The following is a 19,467-nucleotide window of genomic DNA, read 5'->3' on the forward strand; positions in this document are numbered from 1 at the left end:
CGCCAGCTCGTCGGGCCGCAGCGGCCGGCGCGCCGGCAAAGCCTAGGCGCCCAACACGCGGGCCATGGCCTGCGCCAGCTCGCCGCGGCTGTAGGGCTTGGGCAGCAGCTCCCAGCTCGGCGGCGAGTCGCGGTCGGCGTCGAGCAGCTCGGCCGAGAAGCCCGACATCAGCAGCACGGCCAGGCCCGGCTGGCGGGCCTGGGCCCGCCGCGCCAGTTCGGTGCCGCGCATGCCCGCGCCCAGCGCGATGTCGGTCAGCAGCAGGTCGAAGCGGGCGTCTTGCCCCAGCAGCAGCAGGGCCTGCTCGGCCGTGTGGCTGGCGGTGACCTGGCAGCCCAGCGTGTCCAGGAACTGACGTGCGACGGCGCGCACCTCGGCGTCGTCCTCCACCAGCAGCACCTTCAGGCCTGCCGGGATCACCGCGGCATCGTGCGCTGCTTCCGCGCCGCCCACCGGCGGGTCCCACGGGCGCGGCAGGTACAGGGAGATGGTCGTGCCCTCGCCGGGTGTCGATTCGATGGCCACCGCACCACGCGACTGCTTGGCAAAGCCGTAGACGGTGCTCAGCCCCAACCCCGTGCCGCGACCGGCCTGCTTGGTCGTGAAGAAGGGTTCGAACGCGCGCTCCCGGACTTCCTCGGGCATGCCGGTGCCGGTGTCGGCAATGGCGATGCGCACGAAGCGCTCGTCCTGGGCGCTGGCGTCGTCGATCTCGCGCCGGACCTCGGCCGGCAGCGTGCCCGCCAGGCCGGCGGTGAAGCGCAGCGTGCCGCCCTCGGGCATCGCAACGCGCGAGTTGATGGCGATGTTCAGCAGCGCCGCCTCGAGCTGGCCGGGGTCGGCCAGCGCCGCCGGGCAGTCCTCGGGCAGGTCGACGCTGATCTCGATGCGCTGGTCCAGCGTGCGGCGCAGCATGTCCGACAGCGACTGCAGCAGCGCCCCGACGTCGACCGCGGTCGGCTGCAGCACCTGGCGCCGCGAGAAGGCCAGCAGCTTGCCCGTCAGCTCCGCACCGCGGCGAGAGGCCCGGGTCGCGGCGCTGACCAACTGCTGGGCGAACTCGGCGTCCGCCAGCGCCGGCAGCTCCTCCAGCACCTGCAGGTTGCCCTGGATGACGGTCAGCAGGTTGTTGAAGTCGTGAGCGATGCCGCCGGTCAGCTGGCCCACGCTTTCCAGGCGCTGGGCATGGTTGAGCGCCTCCTCGCTCTGGGCGCGCTGCAGGCAGGTGGCCAGCAGGTTGGCCATCGATTCGAGGAAGCGCGTCTCGTCCTGGCTGAACTGCCGTGGGCTGCGCGATTGCACCGACAGCACGCCGACCATGCGGCCGCGGTCGGACAGCGGCACGGCCAGCAAGCTGGCGACGCCGGCATCGAGATAGACCTGCGGCACCTCGAAGCGACTCTCCTGGCCGAGGTCGTCGACAACGACCGGGCGGGCGGCCGCCAGTACATGGCCGGCCGGCGTGTCCGGGCGATTGGCCATGCGCGTGCCGACGGTCGTGCCGGCCATCTCACCGAAAGCGCCGACGACCTTGAACGCCAGCCGGTCGGCTTCCAGCAGCAGCACGCTGGCGGCGTCGACTTCGAGCGCCTGGGCCGCGATGGCCGGGCCCTGCATCAGCAGGTGCTGAGGGTCGCGCTCATCGACGGCGAAGCGGCCCAGCTGCGCCAGGTGCTCGCTGTGCCGTGCGCGTTGCAGCGCCTGCTTGACGCGCGGGTAAGCGCCGATGTCGCGGATGGCCGCCACGACAAACGGCAGGCCGTGGTTCAGCAGCGGGCTCAGCGCGATCTCGACCATCACCTCGCTGCCGTCGCGCCGCTTGGCGACAAGCTCCATCTGCGTGCCCATCGGCCGCGAGCGAGGCGCGCCGCCGTAGGCCTGCCGATAGGCGGCATGGCGTGGGCGGATGCTGTCGGGCACCAACTCGTCCACGCCCAGGCTCATCAGCTCGTCGATGGAATAGCCCAGCAGCTTGGTCGCGGCCGGGTTGGCCAGCACGATTTGGCCCTCGGCGTCCACCAGCAGGAGTGCGTCCGGGTAGGCGGAGAACAGTGAGCGGTAGACCTTCAGGTCGTCGACGGCGCGCGGCGGTTCGGTGGGGGATGACGTCATCAGGATGCCACCTTGGCCGCAGTGACCGGCGGGATGAAGATGTAGCCGGCGCCGCGCACCGACTTGATGATCTGCGGGTTCTCGGCGTTGGCCTCCAGCTTCTTGCGCAGGCGACCGATCTGCACGTCGATCGTGCGGTCGAAGGGTGCCGCCTCGCGGCCGCGCGTGTGCTCCAGCAGGAAGTCGCGCGACAGCACGCGCCCTGGGTGCTGGGCCAGCGTGGCCAGCAGCTCGAACTCGCCCGTGGTCAGCCTGACCTCGCCGCCGTGCGGGGCGTCGAGGCGGCGCGCGGCGAGGTCGAGGTGCCAACCAAGAAAACTCAGGGTGGGATTGACGGCAGCCGCCGCCGCAGCTGCTGTTGCAGGGGGCGGCACCGCCGCCGTGGCGGTGCGCCGCAGGACGGCCTTGACGCGTGCGACCAGCTCGCGCAGGTCGAAGGGCTTGGTGACGTAGTCGTCGGCCCCCACCTCCAGCCCCACCACCTTGTCGATGGCGTCGCCGCGGCCCGTGATGATGACCAGGCCGCACTGCCAGTGCTCACGCAGTTGCCTGGCAATCGCAAGACCGTCCTCGCCCGGCAGGCCCAGGTCGAGCAGCACCAGCGCCGGCCGGTCGTCGCTGGCCATCAGCGCCATCAAGGCGCGGCCCGAGTGGAGCTGGGTGGTCCGAAAGCCATGGCCTGCGAAGTAGTGGGCCAGCAGCTCGGTGATGGCCGTCTCGTCGTCGACGACCGCAATGTGCTGATGCATCGTGGGGGCGGCTGAGCCAAGTTTTGCAGCGTTGGAAGGATTCTCACACCGTATCCCGAACGCTCTGGCCGGCCTGAGTGTTCCCTCGGATTGCCGCGTCGTTTGACGGGGATCAAGCGGCCGCAGCCTTCGGCTTTCTAGGATGAATGCATTGCTGCACGTACTTGGATCGCCATGAGCTCGAACGCCGACGAAAAGAAGCTGGACCTGCGAGGCTTGTCGGCGCATGAATGGCATCCTGGTTTGAGCAGCGCGTGTCGCCGCCTCGACACTTTCGAATCCATGGAGGTCATCGTCGATCAGGACGCCGAGCCGCTGTGCGAGCGACTGGGTCTTGAGCAGCCCGGCGGGTTTGCCTGGGAGGTTCTCCATGGCGGCCCGGACAACTGGCGCGTGCGCATCACCAAGCTCGCCGAGAGCCAAGGCCTTGGGCGGTGCTGCGGCTCGTGCGGTGGGAACTGACGCCGTCCATGAGGCCCACCACTTGCGCCGGCCGGCCGCGGCATCGATTCGACCCCTTCTGGCGCCATGAAGCGCGGCAGGTTGACTCAAGAGCGTGCCGGCCAAGCCATGACATGCGCGGAACTGGCGCGCGATGCGGGGAGACCCGCCCCTGCAGGCCGAGTGCCTGCGCTGCTCTGTCAACGATGTACACAACATGACCCCCTTGCTCAGAATTGACGAGCCGTTGCGGCCGGCACCCAGGGGCTTTGCGTTGTTCGCGCTCGGCTTCCGGCCGTTCTACCTCCTGGCCAGCGTGTTTGCGGCACTGTCTGTACCGCTATGGACGCTGCAGTACGCCGGCCTGCTCGGCGTGCCCTACCTGGCCGGCCCGATCTGGCATGCCCACGAGATGCTGTTCGGCTTCACGCTGGCCGTCATCGTCGGCTTCCTGTTCACGGCGGGCCGCAACTGGACCAACCTGCCCACGCCCACCGGCGGCAAGCTTGCCGCGCTGGCGGCGCTGTGGCTGGCCGCGCGGGTGCTGGTACTGACGCCCTATGCGCTGGCCGCTGCCGTCGCCAACGTGGCCTTTCCGCTGGCCGCGGCCGTCGCCCTGGGCGTGCCGTTCGTGAAGGCAGGCAACCGGCGCAACTACTTCTTCGTCGGCCTGCTCGCCCTGCTGTCGCTGGCCGCGGGCTGCGTGCACCTGGCCCAGTTCGGCGTCGTCGCGGTGCCAGGCTGGCTCGGCATCCAGGTCGGGCTGGACGTGGTGCTCTTCATCCTGGTGGTCATGGGCGGGCGGGTCATCCCGATGTTCACGAACAACGGCGTGCCCGGTGCAGGCGCGGCACGCAGCGCCTGGGTCGAGCAGGTCGCGCTCGGCAGCGTGGTGGTGCTGCTGGCCGCCGATGCGTTTGAACTGCAGGGCCTGCCGCTGGCCGCCATCGCCCTGGCTGCGTGCGCGGCGCATGCCTGGCGCTGGGCGCTGTGGCGGCCGTGGCGCACGCTGCGCGTACCCATCGTGTGGGTGCTGCACCTGGCCTACCTGTGGATACCTGTGTACCTGCTGCTGCGTGGCTTGGCCGAACTCGGCTGGCTGATGCCGTCGCTGGCCACGCATGCACTGACCGTGGGCGCCGTGGGCGGGCTGGTCATCGGCATGATGACCCGAACGGCGCGGGGGCACACCGGCCGGCCCCTGAAGGCCGACCGCTACGAGGTCGCCTGCTACCTGCTGGTCGCGTCCGCGGCAGCCGTGCGCGTGGTCCTGCCCCTGGTCGCACCGGCCCAACTCATCCACGCGGCGCTGGCCTCGGCGCTGCTGTGGTCGGCGGGCTTCGGCCTGTACGCGGTGCGCTACTGGCCCGTGCTGTCGCGGCCGCGCCTCGACGGCCGCCCCGGCTGATTGCAAGCAAACGCATGAAACTGCCCGACTACTTCGACGAGGTCCCGCGGCTGCGCGTGCAGGATCCACTGGCCCGCGCTTTGGGCTGTGCGGAGGATGGCGTCTTCGACTACGGCTTCGACGATGCCGTGAAGCTGACCGGCCATTCCTGCATGGCTGTCGCCTCGGCCTACTGGCTCACCTGGCTGGCGCTGGAGCAGCTCTACCCGGACGGCCTGCCGCAGCGCGGCGGCATCAAGGTGGAGTTCCGCGACGATGCGCGTTCGGGCGGCACCGGCGTCGTGGCCACCGTGGTGCAGATGCTCACCGGCGCCGCGGGCAGCTCCGGCTTCAAGGGCCTGGGAGGGCGCTTCAGCCGCGCGGGCCTGATCCGCAACAAGCCTGAGCTGCTGCTGGCGCTGCGCTTCACCCGGCTCGATACCCACGCCGCGGTGGACGTGGGCGTGGACACGTCCACGCTGCCCGGGCAGCCCGAACTGGACGGCCTCATCGCGCTGCTGTCGTCCGGCAAGGCGACGCCGCAGCAGGAGCAGACCTTCAGCGAGCTGTGGCAGGCCCGTGTGCGCACACTGCTGCTGGAGCGTGGCCGCGACGCGAGCGTCTTCCTGGTCCGGCCTGTGGTGCGATCACGCGGCGCGGGCGCCACGCCGGTGGCCGCAGCGGCAGTGGCAGAGGCGCTCGGGTGAGCAAGAGGTTCCCGATCCGGCCGGCCAACCCGGGTCGCATCTGCTGGGGCTGCGACCGCTATTGCCCGGCCGACTCGCTGCAATGCGGCAACGGCGCAGTCGCCACGCCTCATCCGAGCGAACTCTTCGGCGACGACTGGATGAGCTGGGGCCTGGACGCTCCAGACACCGAGCCGCCAAGCGCGCCCGCAACGGCAGCCGCGTAGATCGCCCGAAAGCTTGCGCGGCGTCAAGCTCGCATGAATGCGGGCTGTCCAGAATGCGCCGCATGTTCAAGGGCTGGAATCGCGCGCGTCTTGCCACCAAGGTCAGCATCCTGGGAAGTGCCTTGCTGTGCATTGCGCTGGCCTCCATCGGCCTGACGCTGTGGATAGGCTGGCAGCTCGAGGGCGGCGCAGCGGCCGTCAACGAGGCGGGGCGGCTGCGCATGCAGACCTGGCGCCTGGCCCACCAAGGCGCCGCGAACGCGCATGAATCGCTGGGGCCGCTCGCGCAGGCCTACGACGCGTCGCTGCGGCTGTTGCTGGACGGCGACCCGGCGCGGCCCCTGTTCCTGCCTCGCGACGAGCAAACCCTGAAGGCCTACCGCAGCGTGAGCGAGGGCTGGCAGCAGCTCCAGTCCACCGCCGCCCCGCCAGCGCCCACCGGCGCACAGGCCGAGTTGCAGGTGCGGCGCGTCGACGTCCTCGTCGACGCCATCGAGGCGCGCATGGCGGCTTGGAGCGCACTGCTGTCGAGCGTGCAACTGGCGCTCGTCGGGCTGGCCATCGTCGCGGCCATGATCTTCCTGTACGCCTCGCACCTGGTCGTCTTCGCGCCGGTGGACCGCCTGCGCCGTGGCCTGCAGGCGCTGGAGCAAGGCACGCTGGGCGCTCGCGTCGCCGAGGTTTCGCAGGACGAGTTCGGCGACATGGCGCGCGGTTTCAACCGCATGGCGCAGCGCCTTGAAGCCGTCTACCAAGGCATGGCCGATGAAGTGCGTGCCAAGACGGTCGACCTGCGCCTGGAGCAGCAGCGCCTGGCCACGTTGTACGAGGCCACCTCCTTTGCCGCAGCTGCCTCCTCGCCGCGTGAGCTGGCGGTGGGGTTCGCCGAGCGCATGCGCCGCGCGGCCGGTGCCGACGCCGTGGCGCTGCGCTGGTTCGACCCGAGCGAGCAGCGCATGGTGCTGCTGGCAGCGCAGGGCCTGCCGCCCGCCATGGCCGAGGCCGAACGCTGCCTGGCGCCCGGGGCCTGCCATTGCGGCAGCCCCGCGCTGCAGGCGCGGGTCATCCCGATCACGCATGACCGTGGCCAGGGATCGCACTGCGCCAAGGCCGGCTTCATCGCCGTGACGGCGGTGGCGCTGACCGTGCAGGGCCGCGTGATGGGCGAGGTGGACCTGCTGTTCCGTGAGCTGCCACAGCCGACCCAGGCCGACCGCGAACTGCTGGACAGCCTGGCGAGTCACCTCGCCAGCGCCATGGATGGCCTGCGCATCGAGGCCCTGCAGCGCGAGGCGGCGGTGGCCGAGGAGCGCGGCATGCTGGCCCGCGAGCTGCACGATTCCATCGCGCAGAGCCTGGCCTTCATGAAGATCCAGCTGCAACTGCTCCAGAACGCCCGCCAGGGCGGCAAGGCCGACGCGGCCGATCGGCTCGTCGACGAGCTGGCGCTGGGCATCAAGGAATGCACGGCCGACGTGCGTGCCCTGCTGATGCACTTCCGCACCCGCACCGACGGCGAGGACCTGCTGCCTGCGCTGCAGCAGACGCTGCAGAAGTTCCGGCTGCAAAGCGGCCTGCAGGTCGAGCTGGAGGTCGACGGCCACGCCGCACCGCTGCCGGCCGACGTGCAGGTGCAGCTGCTGCATGTCGTGCAGGAGGCCCTGGCCAATGTGCGCAAGCACGCGCAGGCGCACCGGGTGCAGGTGCGGCTGGCCCACCAGCCGCACTGGCAGATCGACGTCCGCGACGATGGCCGCGGCTTCGACCCCGCCGTCGACGTGCCTGACGACAGCCATGTCGGCCTGCGCATCATGCGCGAGCGTGCGGCCAAGGTGGGCGCCGCCGTGGCGCTTGAATCCCGACCCGGGGCCGGCACGCTGGTGCGCATTTCCCTTCCCGAATCCGAGGCCCTGAGTGCATGACTGAGCCACCCATCCGAGTCCTCGTCGTCGACGACCACACCCTGTTCAGGCGCGGGCTGATCGCGCTGCTGGCCACGCAGTCGCAGCTGCAGGTCGTGGGCGAGGCGGGCGACGCCGGCACGGCCGAGCGCCTGGCCGCCGAGCTGAAGCCCCAGGTCATCCTGCTCGACAACCACCTGCCCGGTGTCACGGGCGTGCAGGCCTTGCCCGCGCTCAAGGCGGCCGCGCCCGGTGCGCAGGTGCTGATGCTGACGATGAGCGAGGCCGAGGCCGACCTGGGCGCCGCGCTGCGCGCCGGTGCCTGTGGCTATCTGCTCAAGACGGCGGACAACCATGAGCTGACCCAGGCCATCGAGCGCGCCGCACGCGGCGTGTCCAGCTTCAGCCCCGAGATGGCTGGCAAGCTGGCCACCGCCTTCCGCCACGACGCGGCGTTAGCGTCGACGGCCGCCGCTGCACCGCCCGACCCGCTGGGCACGCTGTCCCCGCGCGAGCGCGAGATCGTGGACCTGATCGCCTGCGGCGACTCCAACAAGCAGATCGCCCGGGTGCTCGGCATCGCCGAGACGACGGTCAAGATCCATGTGCAGCATCTGCTGCGCAAGCTCGACCTGGACTCGCGGGTGCAGGCGGCGGTGTTGGTGACGCAGCAGCGGGGGTAGCCAAACCGCACCGCGACGGGTTGGATTGCGCCAGACGCGGGGCATGCAACGCTGCCGCCGCACCGCAGCCGCCGCTGTCAGCTCACGCCCCCTGCGAGGCGCGTGGGTCATCAACCGGGTCGTGCCTGATCGGGACGGCTGTAGTCGCAAACACCCTGCGGGAAGATTTGCTTGAGCTGTGCCACCTCGGCGGCATTGGGCTGCCAGGGGGCGTAGGTGCCATCGGTCACGGCCTGGTCGACGGGCTTGCGCGCGCAGGCATAGATGCCTCCTTCGATCGGCGCACCGGCGGCCGTGCGCGAGGTGCCGTAAAGCGGGAAGGCCTGTGTGCAGGCGCCTGGCGCGCGGCTGTCCAGGATGCCGTCCCAGACGCCGGCGCCCATTTGCATCAGCGCGCCGGTGGCGTCGAAGCAGGCGTCCACCGCCATCGGCGGCTTGTTCGCTGCAATGCCGGCCTGGGGGTTGGCGCGCAGGTTCATCAGCCACTGGTCCATCACCGACAGTGCGTCCAGGGTCTGGCTTGCGCGTGGCGTACCGGCGGGCGGGTTGGTGTAGGTCTCGGTGAACCAGACCACCAGGTTGTCGCTGTGGCCCATGCGCTGTGCCACACGCTTGCGCACCGCGAAGCTCTGGTGCGCGTTGTGCATGTCGAGTTCGCGCTCCATGTACTGGCGGTGGTCAATCGCCGGCACGTCCAGGCGGCCGCCAAAGACATGGCCACTGGTGTAGGCGGCGCGCATCGCGTTCGGATCGCCGGCCGTGCGTGGCGCCGGCAAGCCCGGGCCGGGGCTGAGATTCATGTTCTTGCTGCTCCAGGGGTCGAAGTAGCCCGGGATCGTCAAGGCCTTGTTGACCTCGGCTGCACTGGTGCCGAAGAACGGGAAGGTCTCTTGCACCATCTGGCTCGGATGCTTCCAGCCGCCGATGTTCCAGTTCAGGTGCAGGAATTCGGACGGCGTGATCTTGCCTTCCTTCAGCGAGCGCAGGCCGTACATCACACCGACGTTGTCCCAGGTTGTGCGGGCAGCGCCCGTCGCGTCGACGCCATAGACGTTGCGCAGGTCGTCGTAGTGCGTCCAGCGGATGGCGGCGATCGCGCTTTGCGGCTCGTAAAACTGCGAATTGGCGGCTTGGCCGAAAAGCGGGTTCATCGACAGTGGCGTCAGCCCCCGCCAGGCCGGGATGCACTCCGTGCTGCCAGGGGCCGTGCTGTAGCCCAGCGCCGGCTTGAGCGCGGCGAAGGGGTCGTTGACCCGTGCGAAGCCTTGCTCGGCGTTGAAGCCGACCAGCCAGGTGCGGTTCTTCGTGCTGCGCCACTTCGCATTGCTGCGGTCGCTGGCGTCCATGTAGTACTCGAGCAGCTCGCAGTCACCGACATGGATGGTCTGCGTCACCATGTCGGGGTAGCTCTGCACCGGCAGCAGGCCGTCGAGCACGCCCGGGTGGTTCTGCGCGATCAGGTACTGCTGGATCGCGCCGCCACTGCCGCCCAGCCCGACGGTGTACAGCGGCACGCCGTAGCGCTCGATGAAACGCTCCTTGGTCATCATCGCGGTCTCGCCGGCGATGTTCATGTTGTAGTGGGTGCCGGTGTTGTTGCCGCTGCTGTGCACGATGGCCATGCCGCGCGCCAGGACGTCCGGGTTGAGAGAACCGCCGTGCACCGAGCCCTGGCTGTGGCCGATGGCGACGCCACCCTGGAACCAATACAGCAGCTTGCCGTTCCAGCGGCTGGTGTCGTCCTGCTTGGCGCTGTCGGCCGCCGGAGCCGGCGACAACATCGCGATGCTGTAGAGGAAGCGGTTGATGGAGCCCACTTCGCGGCGCACGATGAAGTCCACGGTGCGTCCGTCGGCCAGCGTGACCGAGCCCATGTCGGCCGGACGGCTGCCATCGGCTGGCATCGCCACCAGGCCGCCACCCGTGTTGCGGCGGTACAGATAGGTCACGAAGGTGTCGATCGAGCAGTCACGGCTGTAGCCGATCAGCTGCCCGGCGGCATCGGTGACGCGGTAGCCCGGCGCTGTGGCGCTGTCGACCTTGGGCTGGCGCGCGACGCCACCCTGGTTGGTCGTGCAGACAAAGGGTGTTTGCTGCGGCCCGGTGAACATCGGCCCCGTGACGGGATAGTTGGTCAGCGCCAGCGAGTCGCGCACATTGCCGTTGCGATGCTTGACTTCCAGCTGGTTGGTGCCCACGACCAGGCCGGTGACCAGGCCTTCCAGCCCATCGGCGACCTCCTTCATGGCCACCGCATGCGGGCGGCCATTGAGCAGGAACACCAGCTTGTCGCGCTGGCCTGGCGCGGCGCGCACATGGATGCGGGCATCGCCGCCCGAAACCCATTGCGGCGCACTCGACAGCACGCTGAGCTTGACCGTCATCGCCGAATTCGCGTGTTCATCGGCAGGTTTGGCAACCACGGGGGCGCCAAGCGGAAACAGCAAGGCTGCCAAGGCAGCGGTCGACGACCAACGCAGGCTTTTCATCGTCTTGTCTCCAGTGCGGACCTCTGGTTGGCCCATGGGGGAAACGCCGGAGCAATGACCTTGGGCTGCAGGCCATGTTGCCTCACCCAGGTCCACCCTAGCCACTGAGACGGTAGAACACTGGCGTGCGAACTGCTACAGGGTTTGCGCAGGGGCATCGGGGCCCTGCGACCTGGCAACGGCACGCGCCCGGAATAGAACCAGGCCGGGTTTCGAGGCGGCTTGCTGGCGGGTCCGGTGTCCAGCGCAGGCCCGAATGCTGGCGCGTGCTGCCGCCGAAGTAGTTCTTTAGAACGAGGCCGCCCCGCCCGTCGTCCTCCCAGCGAGCGGTGCCCCGCTGACCCTCTGGTGAATGGGCAGCCCGCGGCGCACGCGTGACAGTGACCCCATCGTCACTGAGGAGGAACGCGCATGACCGCAGCCCCCATCGACCGCAGGGCCTGGTCGGTGCTGATCGTCAGCACCCTGGCCTTCACCGTCTGCTTCATGGTCTGGATGATGTTCGGCGTCATCGGCATCCCGATCAAGAAGCAGCTTGGGCTGAACGCCACCGAGTTCGGCCTGCTGACCGCCATGCCGGTGCTGACCGGCTCGCTGATCCGCGTGCCGCTGGGCATCTGGACGGACCGTTATGGCGGCCGCATCGTCATGACCCTGCTGATGCTGGCCACCGTGCCGGCCATCTGGCTGATGTCCTATGCCACGGCCTATTGGCATTTCCTTGTCATCGGCCTGTTCGTCGGCTTGGCAGGCGGCTCGTTCTCGGTCGGCACGCCTTACGTGGCGCGCTGGTTTCCCAAGGCACGCCAGGGCATGGCGATGGGCGTCTACGGCGCGGGCAACTCGGGCTCGGCGGTCAACAAGTTCATCGCGCCCGTGCTGCTGGTCGGCTTCGGCTGGACCATGGTGCCGCAGGTCTATGCGGCCATCATGGCCGGCACCGTGCTGCTGTTCTGGTTCTTCAGCCACAGCAAGCCCGAGCACCTGGTGCCTAGCCATGTGAAGTTCAGCGACCAGCTCAAGCTGCTCAAGGACCCCCGCGTGCTGAAGTACTGCCAGTACTACAGCATCGTCTTCGGCGGCTATGTGGCGCTGGCGCTGTGGATGGTGCAGTACTACGTCGGCGAGTACGGGCTGGACATCCGCGTGGCCGCGCTGCTGGCCGCCTGCTTCTCGCTGCCGGGCGGCGTGCTGCGCGCGGTCGGCGGGGTGCTGTCGGACAAGTACGGCGCCCACAAGGTGACCTGGTGGGTCATGTGGGTGAGCTGGATCTGCCTGTTCCTGCTCAGCTATCCGCAGACCGAGTTCACCGTCGCCACCATCGAGGGCCCCAGGACCTTCTTCATCGGCCTGAACGTCTACAGCTTCACCATCATCATGGCCGTGCTGGGTGTGGCCTGGGCCTTCGGCAAGGCCTCGGTCTTCAAGTACATCAGCGACGACTACCCCACCAACATCGGCGCCATCAGCGGCATCGTCGGCCTGGCCGGCGGCCTCGGCGGCTTCGTGCTGCCCATCCTGTTCGGCGCGCTGCTGGACCTCACCGGCATCCGCTCCAGCGCCTTCATGTTGATGTACGGCGTGGTCTGGGTCTCGCTGATCTGGATGTACTGGACCGAGGTGCGCAAGACCGAGGTGATGGGCCAGAACGCGCCGGCCTCGCCCCTGAGCCGCTCATTCAAGACCTGAATCGATTTCCTTTAGGAGTCACGCATGAACACGACCCTTGTGGGCAGTGCACCGCGCGCACAGAGCGCGGCCGACATCACCGACTGGCGTCCCGAAGACGACGCCTTCTGGAACAGCCGGGGCAAGGCGATCGCCTATCGCAACCTCTGGATCTCCATCCCCAACCTGCTGTGCGCCTTTGCCGTGTGGCTGATGTGGGGAATCATCACGGTGCAGATGATCAACCTGGGCTTCCCGTTCAGGCCTGACGAGTTGTTCACGCTGACCGCCATCGCCGGCCTGATGGGTGCCACCTTCCGCATCCCGGCGTCCTTCTTCATCCGGCTGGCCGGCGGCCGCAACACGGTCTTCCTGACCAGCGCGCTGCTGATCATCCCGGCGGTCTGGACCGGCGTCGCGCTGCAGGACAAGAGCACGCCGCTGTGGGTGTTCCAGGCCTGCGCCTTCCTCTCCGGCATCGGCGGCGGCAACTTCTCCGCGTCGATGAGCAACATCAACACCTTCTTCCCGAAGCGCCAGCAGGGCCTGGCCCTGGGCCTGAACGCAGGCCTGGGCAACTTCGGTGTCACGACCATGCAGATCGTGATCCCGCTGGTGATGACTGCCGGCGTGTTCGGCGCCTATGGCGGCGAGGCCATGACGCTGCTGAAGGACTCGGGCTGGATCCTGGGCAAGATCAAGGCCGGCACGCCGACCTTCATCCAGAACGCCGGCTTCGTCTGGGCTGCCGTGCTGGTGCCGCTGGTCGCGCTGGCCTGGTTCGGCATGAACAACCTGCTGACCATCTCGCCCACCTACGGCGGCACGCTCAAGGCCTTCGCCAAGATCCTCTACCTGTGGGCCATCGCCAGCCTGGTTGGCATCGTCGGCCTGTATTTCTACCTGCCCGCACCGACGGGCCTGGGCCTGTTGAACATGTGGGTGGCGCTGCCGCTCATCATCGTGGCCTGCGTGCTGCTGATGAAGCTCGGCGCCTTCGGCGAGATGAAGGGCAACATCAATGCGCAATTCCAGATCTTCAGGAACAAGCACACCTGGTCGATGACGGCGCTGTACATCGTCACCTTCGGCAGCTTCATCGGCTTCTCGATGGCCCTGCCGCTGTCGATCACGGTGATCTTCGGCTTCCAGCACATCCCTGACGCGGCCGGCGTGATGACCCACACGCTCAAGAACCCGAACGCGCCGTCTGCACTGACCTATGCCTGGATCGGCCCCTTCGTCGGCGCGCTGATCCGCCCGCTGGGCGGCTGGATCTCCGACAAGGTCGGCGGCTCCATCGTCACGCAGTGGATCTCGGCCGTGATGGTGGTGGCGTCCGCCGCCGTGGGCTATGTGATGCTGCAGGCCTATGGCTCGGCCACGCCCGAGCAGTACTTCATGCCGTTCATGCTGCTGTTCATCTTGCTGTTCGCAGCCAGCGGCATCGGCAACGGCTCCACCTTCCGCACCGTCGGCGTGATCTTTGATCGCCTGCAGGCCGGCCCGGTGCTGGGCTGGACCGCCGCCGTGGGTGCCTACGGCAGCTTCATCGCCCCCGTGGTGATCGGCCAGCAGATCAAGGCCGGCACGCCGCAGTTCGCGTTCTACGGCTTTGCGGCCTTCTATGCGGTGTGCCTGGTGTTGAACTGGTGGTTCTATCTGCGCAGTGGGGCAGAGATCAAGAACCCCTGAGGTTCCGTCGCCCCTTGTTCAATCGCGCCCAACTGGGCGCGATCTCATTTGCGAATGCGGGGTGGGGGCAGGACCATGGGCGCGCGCAGCAGGCCTGGCGCCGCCTGCGGCCAAACCCGCTGTAGCCCCTCCTCCGAAAGAACGATGCCCACCGCTCCGGGCCTCCTCCTTCCGCGCCGCCCTAACCCAACCAGTGATGGATGGGCAGGCAGGCCCCCAGCCGGGAGCATGAGCACCGTGTACAAGACCCTCGCCCACCCGCTGCCCTGGAATCCGGAAGACCCGGATTTCTGGACCGGCCATGGCCGGGCGGTGGCGCTGCGCAACCTGGGGCTCGTGACCCCCGCGCTGGCGCTGTCGTTCGCGGTGTGGATGCTGTGGTCGGTGCTCGTCGTGCACCTGCCGGCGGCGGGCTTTCGCTACACCACCAACCAGCTGTTCTGGCTAAGCGCGCTGCCGGCCCTGTGCGGCGCCACGCTGCGCATCGTCTACGGCTTCGCCGTCTCCTGGGTCGGCGGGCGGCGCTGGACGGCCCTGTCCACGGCCAGCCTGCTGCTGCCGGCCGGCGGCATCGCCCTGGCCGTGCAGGACCCCGCCACGCCCTACGAGTGGATGGTGGTGCTGGCCCTGCTGTGCGGCCTGGGCGGCGCCAACTTCGCCAGCGGCATGGCCCACATCAGCGCCTGCTTCCCGGCGCGCGAGCAGGGCAGGGCGCTGGGCCTGGGTGCCGGCTTTGCCCACCTCGGCGTGGGCCTCGTGCAATGGGCCGTGCCGGTGGTCATCGGCCTGGACCTGTTCGGCCTGCCGGCCCAGGGCGACGGCCTGTGGCTTGCCAATGCCGGCCTGGTCTGGCTGCCGCTGATTGTGCTTGGCAGTCTGGCAGCCTGGTTCGGCATGGACGACCTGCCGTCTGCCGGCGTCGGCATGGCCGAGCAGGCCCAGCTCTTCGCCCATCGCCACAGCTGGCTGATGAGCTGGCTCTACCTGGGCAGCTTTGGCAGCTTCATCGGCTTTGCGGCGGCCGGCCCGCTGCTGCTGCGCAGCCAGTTCCCCGAGCTGGGGGCTGCGCAGCAGCTGGTCTGGCTGGGGCCGCTGCTCGGCGCACTGGCCCGGCCCCTGGGTGGCTGGCTGGCCGACGGCATGGGCGGCGCGCGCGTCAGCCTGGCCTGCTTCGGCGGCCTGGCGCTCGGTGTCGCAGGCCTGCTCGCCGGTCTTGGCAACGAGGGCGGGGCACCGCTGTTCGCCGCGAGCTTCGTGCTGATCTTCATCGCGGCGGGACTGGCCAACGGCAGCACCTTCCGCATGGTGCCGCTGGGCTTTCTGCGCGAAGCCCGGCAAGGCCGCGGGTCGGTCCCGGAGGCACAGGCCCAGGGCGCGGCCGCACTGGGCCTGTGCTCGGCCGTCGGTGCCTTCGGCGGCTTCTTCATTCCCAAGAGTTTTGGCAGCGCCATCTCGCTGTCGGGCGGCCCCGCAGCCGCGCTGTATTGCTTCCTGGCGTTCTATCTGAGCTGCATGGCCATCTGCTGGTGGTTCTACGGCCGGCGCGACGCCCCCCTGTTCTGTTAACGGAGAAATCGATGTCCCATTTCCTGGATCGACTGACCGCCTTCCAGCTGCCCAAGGAGGTGTTCGCCGGCGGCCACGGCGTCACCACCGGCGAGGACCGCACCTGGGAAGACGCCTACCGCAACCGCTGGGCGCATGACAAGGTCGTGCGCAGCACGCATGGCGTGAACTGCACCGGTTCCTGCTCGTGGAAGATCTACGTCAAGGGTGGCATCGTCACCTGGGAGACCCAGCAGACCGACTACCCGCGCACCCGCGCCGACCTGCCCAACCACGAGCCGCGCGGCTGCGCGCGGGGTGCCAGCTACAGCTGGTATCTCTACAGCGCCAACCGCGTCAAGTACCCCATGGTGCGCGGCCGGCTGCTCAGGCGCTGGCGTGAGGCCAAGGCGGTTGCCAGGTCGCCGGTCGATGCCTGGGCGCTGATCCAGGCCGACGCGGCCGCGCGGCGCGACTACCAGCAGGTGCGCGGCATGGGCGGCTTCGTGCGCTCGACCTGGGACGAGGTCAACGAGCTGATCGCCGCGGCCAATGTCTACACCATCAAGCAGCACGGCCCGGACCGCGTCATCGGCTTCTCGCCCATCCCTGCCATGTCGATGGTCAGTTATGCCGCCGGCAGCCGCTACCTGAGCCTGATCGGCGGCGTCTGCATGAGCTTCTACGACTGGTACTGCGACCTGCCGCCGGCCAGCCCGCAGATCTGGGGCGAGCAGACCGACGTGCCCGAGTCGGCCGATTGGTACAACAGCAACTACATCATTGCCTGGGGCAGCAACGTGCCGCAGACGCGCACGCCGGACGCCCACTTCTTCACCGAGGTGCGCTACAAGGGTGCCAAGACGGTGGCCGTGACGCCCGACTACTCCGAGGTCGCCAAGCTGGCCGACCTGTGGCTGCATCCCAAGCAGGGCACCGATGCGGCACTCGCCATGGCCCTGGGCCATGTCGCGCTCAACGAGTTCTATTTCAAGCAGCGCAGCCCCTATTTCGACGACTACGCGCGCCGCTACACCGACCTGCCGCTGCTCGTCATGTTGGAGGAGCAGACCCTGCCCGACGGCCGCAAGACCCGCGTGCCCGGCCGCTACCTGCGCGCCAGCGACCTGGCCGGCCAGCTGGGCCAGAGCAACAACCCCGAGTGGAAGACGCTGGCCTTCGACGCCAGCGGCCGCCTGGTGCTGCCCAACGGTTCCATCGGCTTCCGCTGGGGCGCCGAGGGCCGCGACGACACCGGCAAGTGGAACCTGGAGGCCAAGGAGGCCGAGAGCGGCGGCGATGTGAAGCTCAAGCTCTCGCTGGTGGAAGACGACGAGGGCGGCGCGCAGGCGCACGAGATCGTCGACGTGGCCTTCCCCTACTTCGCCGGCAGTGCCAGCGAGCATTTCACGCCCAACCCGCAGGCCGACGGCGTCAGCCACTGCGCCCGCGTGCCGGCCACCACGCTGAAGACGCAGGATGGCGAGGTCCTCGTCGCCACCGTGTTCGACCTGCAGGCCGCGCAATACGGCATCGACCGTGGCTTCGGCAGCGGGGCCAGGAGCTACGACGACAACGCGCCCTACACGCCCGCCTGGCAGGAAGCGATCACCGGCGTGCCGCGCGCCCAGGTCATCCGCGTGGGCCGCGAGTTCGCCGAGAACGCGCACAAGACCAAGGGCAAGTCGATGATCATCATCGGCGCCGCGATGAACCACTGGTACCACTGCGACATGAACTATCGCGGTGTCATCAACCTCTTGATGATGTGCGGCTGCATCGGCCAGAGCGGCGGTGGCTGGGCGCATTACGTGGGCCAGGAAAAGCTGCGCCCGCAGACCGGCTGGGTGCCGTTGGCCTTTGCCACCGACTGGCTGCGCCCGCCGCGCCAGATGAACAGCACCAGCTTCTTCTACGCCCACACCGACCAGTGGCGCTACGAGAAGCTCGATGTCGACGAGGTGCTGTCGCCACTGGCCACCGAGGCCGAGCGCGCCGAGTTCGCCGGCAGCCTGATCGACTGCAATGTGCGCGCCGAGCGCATGGGCTGGCTGCCCAGCGCACCGCAGCTCAAGACCAACCCGTTGCAGGTGGTGAAGGACGCCGCCGGCGCCGGCATGGACCCCAAGGACTATGTCGTGCGCGGCCTGCGCGACGGCTCGCTGGAGATGAGCTGCGAGGACCCCGACGCGCCGCAGAACTGGCCGCGCAACATGTTCGTCTGGCGCTCCAACCTGCTGGGCTCCAGCGGCAAGGGCCATGAGTATTTCTGCAAGCACCTGCTGGGCACCGAGAACGGCGTGCAGGGCAAGGACCTGGGTGTGGACGACGCCAAGCCGAACGAAGTGCGCTGGCACGCCAATGCGCCGCAGGGCAAGCTGGACCTGCTGGTGACGCTGGACTTCCGCATGAGCACGACCTGCCTGTACAGCGACATCGTGCTGCCCACGGCCAGCTGGTACGAGAAGAACGACCTCAACACCAGCGACATGCATCCCTTCATCCACCCGCTGTCCGCAGCGGTGGACCCGGTCTGGCAGTCGCGCTCCGACTGGGAGATCTACAAGGGTTTCGCCAAGGCCTTCAGCGAGGTCTGCGTCGGCCACCTGGGCGTGGAGAAGGAAGTGGTGCTCTCACCGCTGATGCACGACACGCCGGCCGAGCTGGCCCAGCCCTTCGGCGTGAAGGACTGGAAGAAGGGTGAAGTAGCGCTCATCCCCGGCAAGACAGCGCCCAACATCGCCGTCGTCGAGCGCGACTATCCGGCCACCTACGAGCGCTTCACCTCGCTGGGCCCCTTGATGGACAAGCTGGGCAACGGCGGCAAGGGCATCGGCTGGGACACCAAGACCGAGGTCGCCCAACTGGCCGAGCTCAACGGCGTCGACGCCGCCGGCCGCGCGCGCATCGTGACCGACATCGATGCCTGCGAGGTCATCCTGCAGCTCGCACCCGAGACCAATGGCCATGTCGCCGTGAAGGCCTGGGCCGCGCAGTCCAAGGCCACCGGCCGTGAGCACACCCACCTGGCCCTGCACCGCGAGGACGAAAAGATCCGCTACCGCGACATCCAGGCGCAGCCGCGCAAGATCATCAGCTCGCCGACCTGGAGCGGGCTGGAGAGCGAGAAGGTCTCCTACAACGCCGGCTACACCAACGTACATGAACTGATCCCATGGCGCACCCTGACCGGCCGCCAGCAGTTCTATCAGGACCATGCCTGGATGCGTGCCTTCGGCGAGGGCTTCAGCAGCTACCGGCCGCCCATCGACATGAAGGCCACCAGCGGCATGGCGGGCATCAAGCCCAACGGCAACGCGGAGATCGTGCTGAACTTCATCACGCCGCACCAGAAGTGGGGCATCCACAGCACCTACAGCGACAACCTGATGATGCTGACGCTCAACCGCGGCGGGCCGGTCATCTGGCTCAGCGAGGACGACGCGAAAAAGGCCGGCATCGAGGACAACGACTGGGTGGAGCTGTTCAACCTGAACGGCGCCATCGCGGCCCGCGCCGTGGTCAGCCAGCGCGTGAACCCGGGCATGACCATGATGTATCACGCCCAGGAAAAGATCATCAACACGCCCGGCAGCGAGATCACCGGCGTGCGTGGCGGCATCCACAACTCGGTGACCCGCATCGTCACCAAGCCCACCCACATGATCGGCGGCTACGCCCAGTACAGCTACGGCTTCAACTACTACGGAACCATCGGCACCAACCGTGACGAGTTCGTGGTGGTGCGCAAGATGAACAAGGTGGACTGGCTCGACACCCCGCGTGACGACCACCTCGCCGAGGCCTACCAGGCCCAAGGCGAAAACCCCTGAGACATGGTGCCCCCACGCTCGCTAGCGCTCGCTGCCCCCCGAGGGGGCGTC

At 68.6% G+C, this 19,467-nt stretch carries 13 protein-coding genes; 10 read left to right on the plus strand and 3 right to left on the minus strand.

Going from position 1 to position 19,467, the window contains the following annotated elements:
• Positions 1 to 42: 42 nt before the first annotated feature.
• Positions 43 to 2,112: a PAS domain S-box protein gene (locus ACT6S0_RS16125; protein ID WP_444764805.1), complete on the minus strand. Its 2,070-nt coding sequence runs from the start codon at positions 2,110 to 2,112 to the stop codon at positions 43 to 45.
• Complete coding sequence (locus ACT6S0_RS16130) at positions 2,112 to 2,861, minus strand: winged helix-turn-helix domain-containing protein (RefSeq protein ID WP_444764806.1); 750 nt, start codon at positions 2,859 to 2,861, stop codon at positions 2,112 to 2,114. The genes ACT6S0_RS16125 and ACT6S0_RS16130 overlap by 1 nt, the downstream gene beginning before the upstream one ends.
• Positions 2,862 to 3,035: 174 nt before the next feature.
• On the opposite strand from ACT6S0_RS16130, the gene ACT6S0_RS16135 reads away from it, so the two are divergent.
• From ACT6S0_RS16135 to ACT6S0_RS16160, 6 genes are all read left to right on the plus strand, one after another.
• A complete protein-coding gene (locus tag ACT6S0_RS16135; protein WP_444764807.1) occupies positions 3,036 to 3,323 on the plus strand; it encodes a DUF2249 domain-containing protein in 288 nt (95 codons plus the stop codon).
• Positions 3,324 to 3,519: 196 nt separating this feature from the next.
• The gene (locus ACT6S0_RS16140) at positions 3,520 to 4,710 is read left to right on the plus strand and encodes an NnrS family protein (protein ID WP_444764808.1); all 1,191 of its coding nucleotides are present in this window, start codon (positions 3,520 to 3,522) and stop codon (positions 4,708 to 4,710) included.
• 14 nt (positions 4,711 to 4,724) lie between these two features.
• A complete protein-coding gene (locus tag ACT6S0_RS16145; RefSeq protein ID WP_444764809.1) occupies positions 4,725 to 5,396 on the plus strand; it encodes a hypothetical protein in 672 nt (223 codons plus the stop codon).
• The gene (locus ACT6S0_RS16150; RefSeq protein WP_444764810.1) at positions 5,393 to 5,602 is read left to right on the plus strand and encodes a DUF3079 domain-containing protein; all 210 of its coding nucleotides are present in this window, start codon (positions 5,393 to 5,395) and stop codon (positions 5,600 to 5,602) included. The genes ACT6S0_RS16145 and ACT6S0_RS16150 overlap by 4 nt, the downstream gene beginning before the upstream one ends.
• Before the next feature lie 62 nt (positions 5,603 to 5,664).
• Positions 5,665 to 7,524: a type IV pili methyl-accepting chemotaxis transducer N-terminal domain-containing protein gene (locus ACT6S0_RS16155; RefSeq protein WP_444764811.1), complete on the plus strand. Its 1,860-nt coding sequence runs from the start codon at positions 5,665 to 5,667 to the stop codon at positions 7,522 to 7,524.
• Positions 7,521 to 8,186, plus strand: a complete 666-nt coding sequence (locus tag ACT6S0_RS16160; RefSeq protein WP_444764812.1) for a response regulator — start codon at positions 7,521 to 7,523, stop codon at positions 8,184 to 8,186. The genes ACT6S0_RS16155 and ACT6S0_RS16160 overlap by 4 nt, the downstream gene beginning before the upstream one ends.
• 110 nt (positions 8,187 to 8,296) lie before the next feature.
• On the opposite strand, the gene ACT6S0_RS16165 is transcribed toward ACT6S0_RS16160, so the two are convergent.
• On the minus strand, positions 8,297 to 10,675 hold the full coding sequence (locus ACT6S0_RS16165) for a DUF6351 family protein (protein WP_444764813.1): 2,379 nt from the start codon (positions 10,673 to 10,675) through the stop codon (positions 8,297 to 8,299).
• 411 nt (positions 10,676 to 11,086) lie between these two features.
• Here ACT6S0_RS16165 and ACT6S0_RS16170 point away from each other — a divergent pair, with 411 nt between their 5' ends.
• From ACT6S0_RS16170 to ACT6S0_RS16185, 4 genes are all read left to right on the plus strand, one after another.
• Positions 11,087 to 12,364 carry an MFS transporter gene (locus ACT6S0_RS16170; protein ID WP_444764814.1) on the plus strand — a complete coding sequence of 426 codons (1,278 nt, stop codon included), beginning with the start codon at positions 11,087 to 11,089 and terminating at the stop codon, positions 12,362 to 12,364.
• 24 nt (positions 12,365 to 12,388) lie between these two features.
• Positions 12,389 to 14,038: an antiporter gene (locus tag ACT6S0_RS16175; protein WP_444764815.1), complete on the plus strand. Its 1,650-nt coding sequence runs from the start codon at positions 12,389 to 12,391 to the stop codon at positions 14,036 to 14,038.
• A gap of 228 nt (positions 14,039 to 14,266) precedes the next feature.
• Positions 14,267 to 15,604 carry an MFS transporter gene (locus ACT6S0_RS16180; RefSeq protein ID WP_444764816.1) on the plus strand — a complete coding sequence of 446 codons (1,338 nt, stop codon included), beginning with the start codon at positions 14,267 to 14,269 and terminating at the stop codon, positions 15,602 to 15,604.
• 11 nt (positions 15,605 to 15,615) lie between these two features.
• Positions 15,616 to 19,416 (plus strand): nitrate reductase subunit alpha, encoded by a 3,801-nt coding sequence (locus ACT6S0_RS16185; RefSeq protein ID WP_444764817.1) that lies wholly within the window; start codon positions 15,616 to 15,618, stop codon positions 19,414 to 19,416.
• Positions 19,417 to 19,467 lie beyond the last annotated feature (51 nt).

The sequence above is a fragment of the Roseateles sp. genome, from assembly GCF_052436255.1.
Classification (GTDB): Bacteria; Pseudomonadota; Gammaproteobacteria; order Burkholderiales; family Burkholderiaceae_C; genus Pelomonas.

Coding starts and splice junctions, on each gene's coding strand:
- ACT6S0_RS16125 (WP_444764805.1), bottom strand. CDS start 2,112: ATGACGTCATCCCCCACCGAACCGCCGCGCGCCGTCGACGACCTGAAG.
- ACT6S0_RS16130 (WP_444764806.1), bottom strand. CDS start 2,861: ATGCATCAGCACATTGCGGTCGTCGACGACGAGACGGCCATCACCGAG.
- ACT6S0_RS16135 (WP_444764807.1), top strand. CDS start 3,036: ATGAGCTCGAACGCCGACGAAAAGAAGCTGGACCTGCGAGGCTTGTCG.
- ACT6S0_RS16140 (WP_444764808.1), top strand. CDS start 3,520: ATGACCCCCTTGCTCAGAATTGACGAGCCGTTGCGGCCGGCACCCAGG.
- ACT6S0_RS16145 (WP_444764809.1), top strand. CDS start 4,725: ATGAAACTGCCCGACTACTTCGACGAGGTCCCGCGGCTGCGCGTGCAG.
- ACT6S0_RS16155 (WP_444764811.1), top strand. CDS start 5,665: ATGTTCAAGGGCTGGAATCGCGCGCGTCTTGCCACCAAGGTCAGCATC.
- ACT6S0_RS16160 (WP_444764812.1), top strand. CDS start 7,521: ATGACTGAGCCACCCATCCGAGTCCTCGTCGTCGACGACCACACCCTG.
- ACT6S0_RS16165 (WP_444764813.1), bottom strand. CDS start 10,675: ATGAAAAGCCTGCGTTGGTCGTCGACCGCTGCCTTGGCAGCCTTGCTG.
- ACT6S0_RS16170 (WP_444764814.1), top strand. CDS start 11,087: ATGACCGCAGCCCCCATCGACCGCAGGGCCTGGTCGGTGCTGATCGTC.
- ACT6S0_RS16175 (WP_444764815.1), top strand. CDS start 12,389: ATGAACACGACCCTTGTGGGCAGTGCACCGCGCGCACAGAGCGCGGCC.
- ACT6S0_RS16180 (WP_444764816.1), top strand. CDS start 14,267: ATGAGCACCGTGTACAAGACCCTCGCCCACCCGCTGCCCTGGAATCCG.
- ACT6S0_RS16185 (WP_444764817.1), top strand. CDS start 15,616: ATGTCCCATTTCCTGGATCGACTGACCGCCTTCCAGCTGCCCAAGGAG.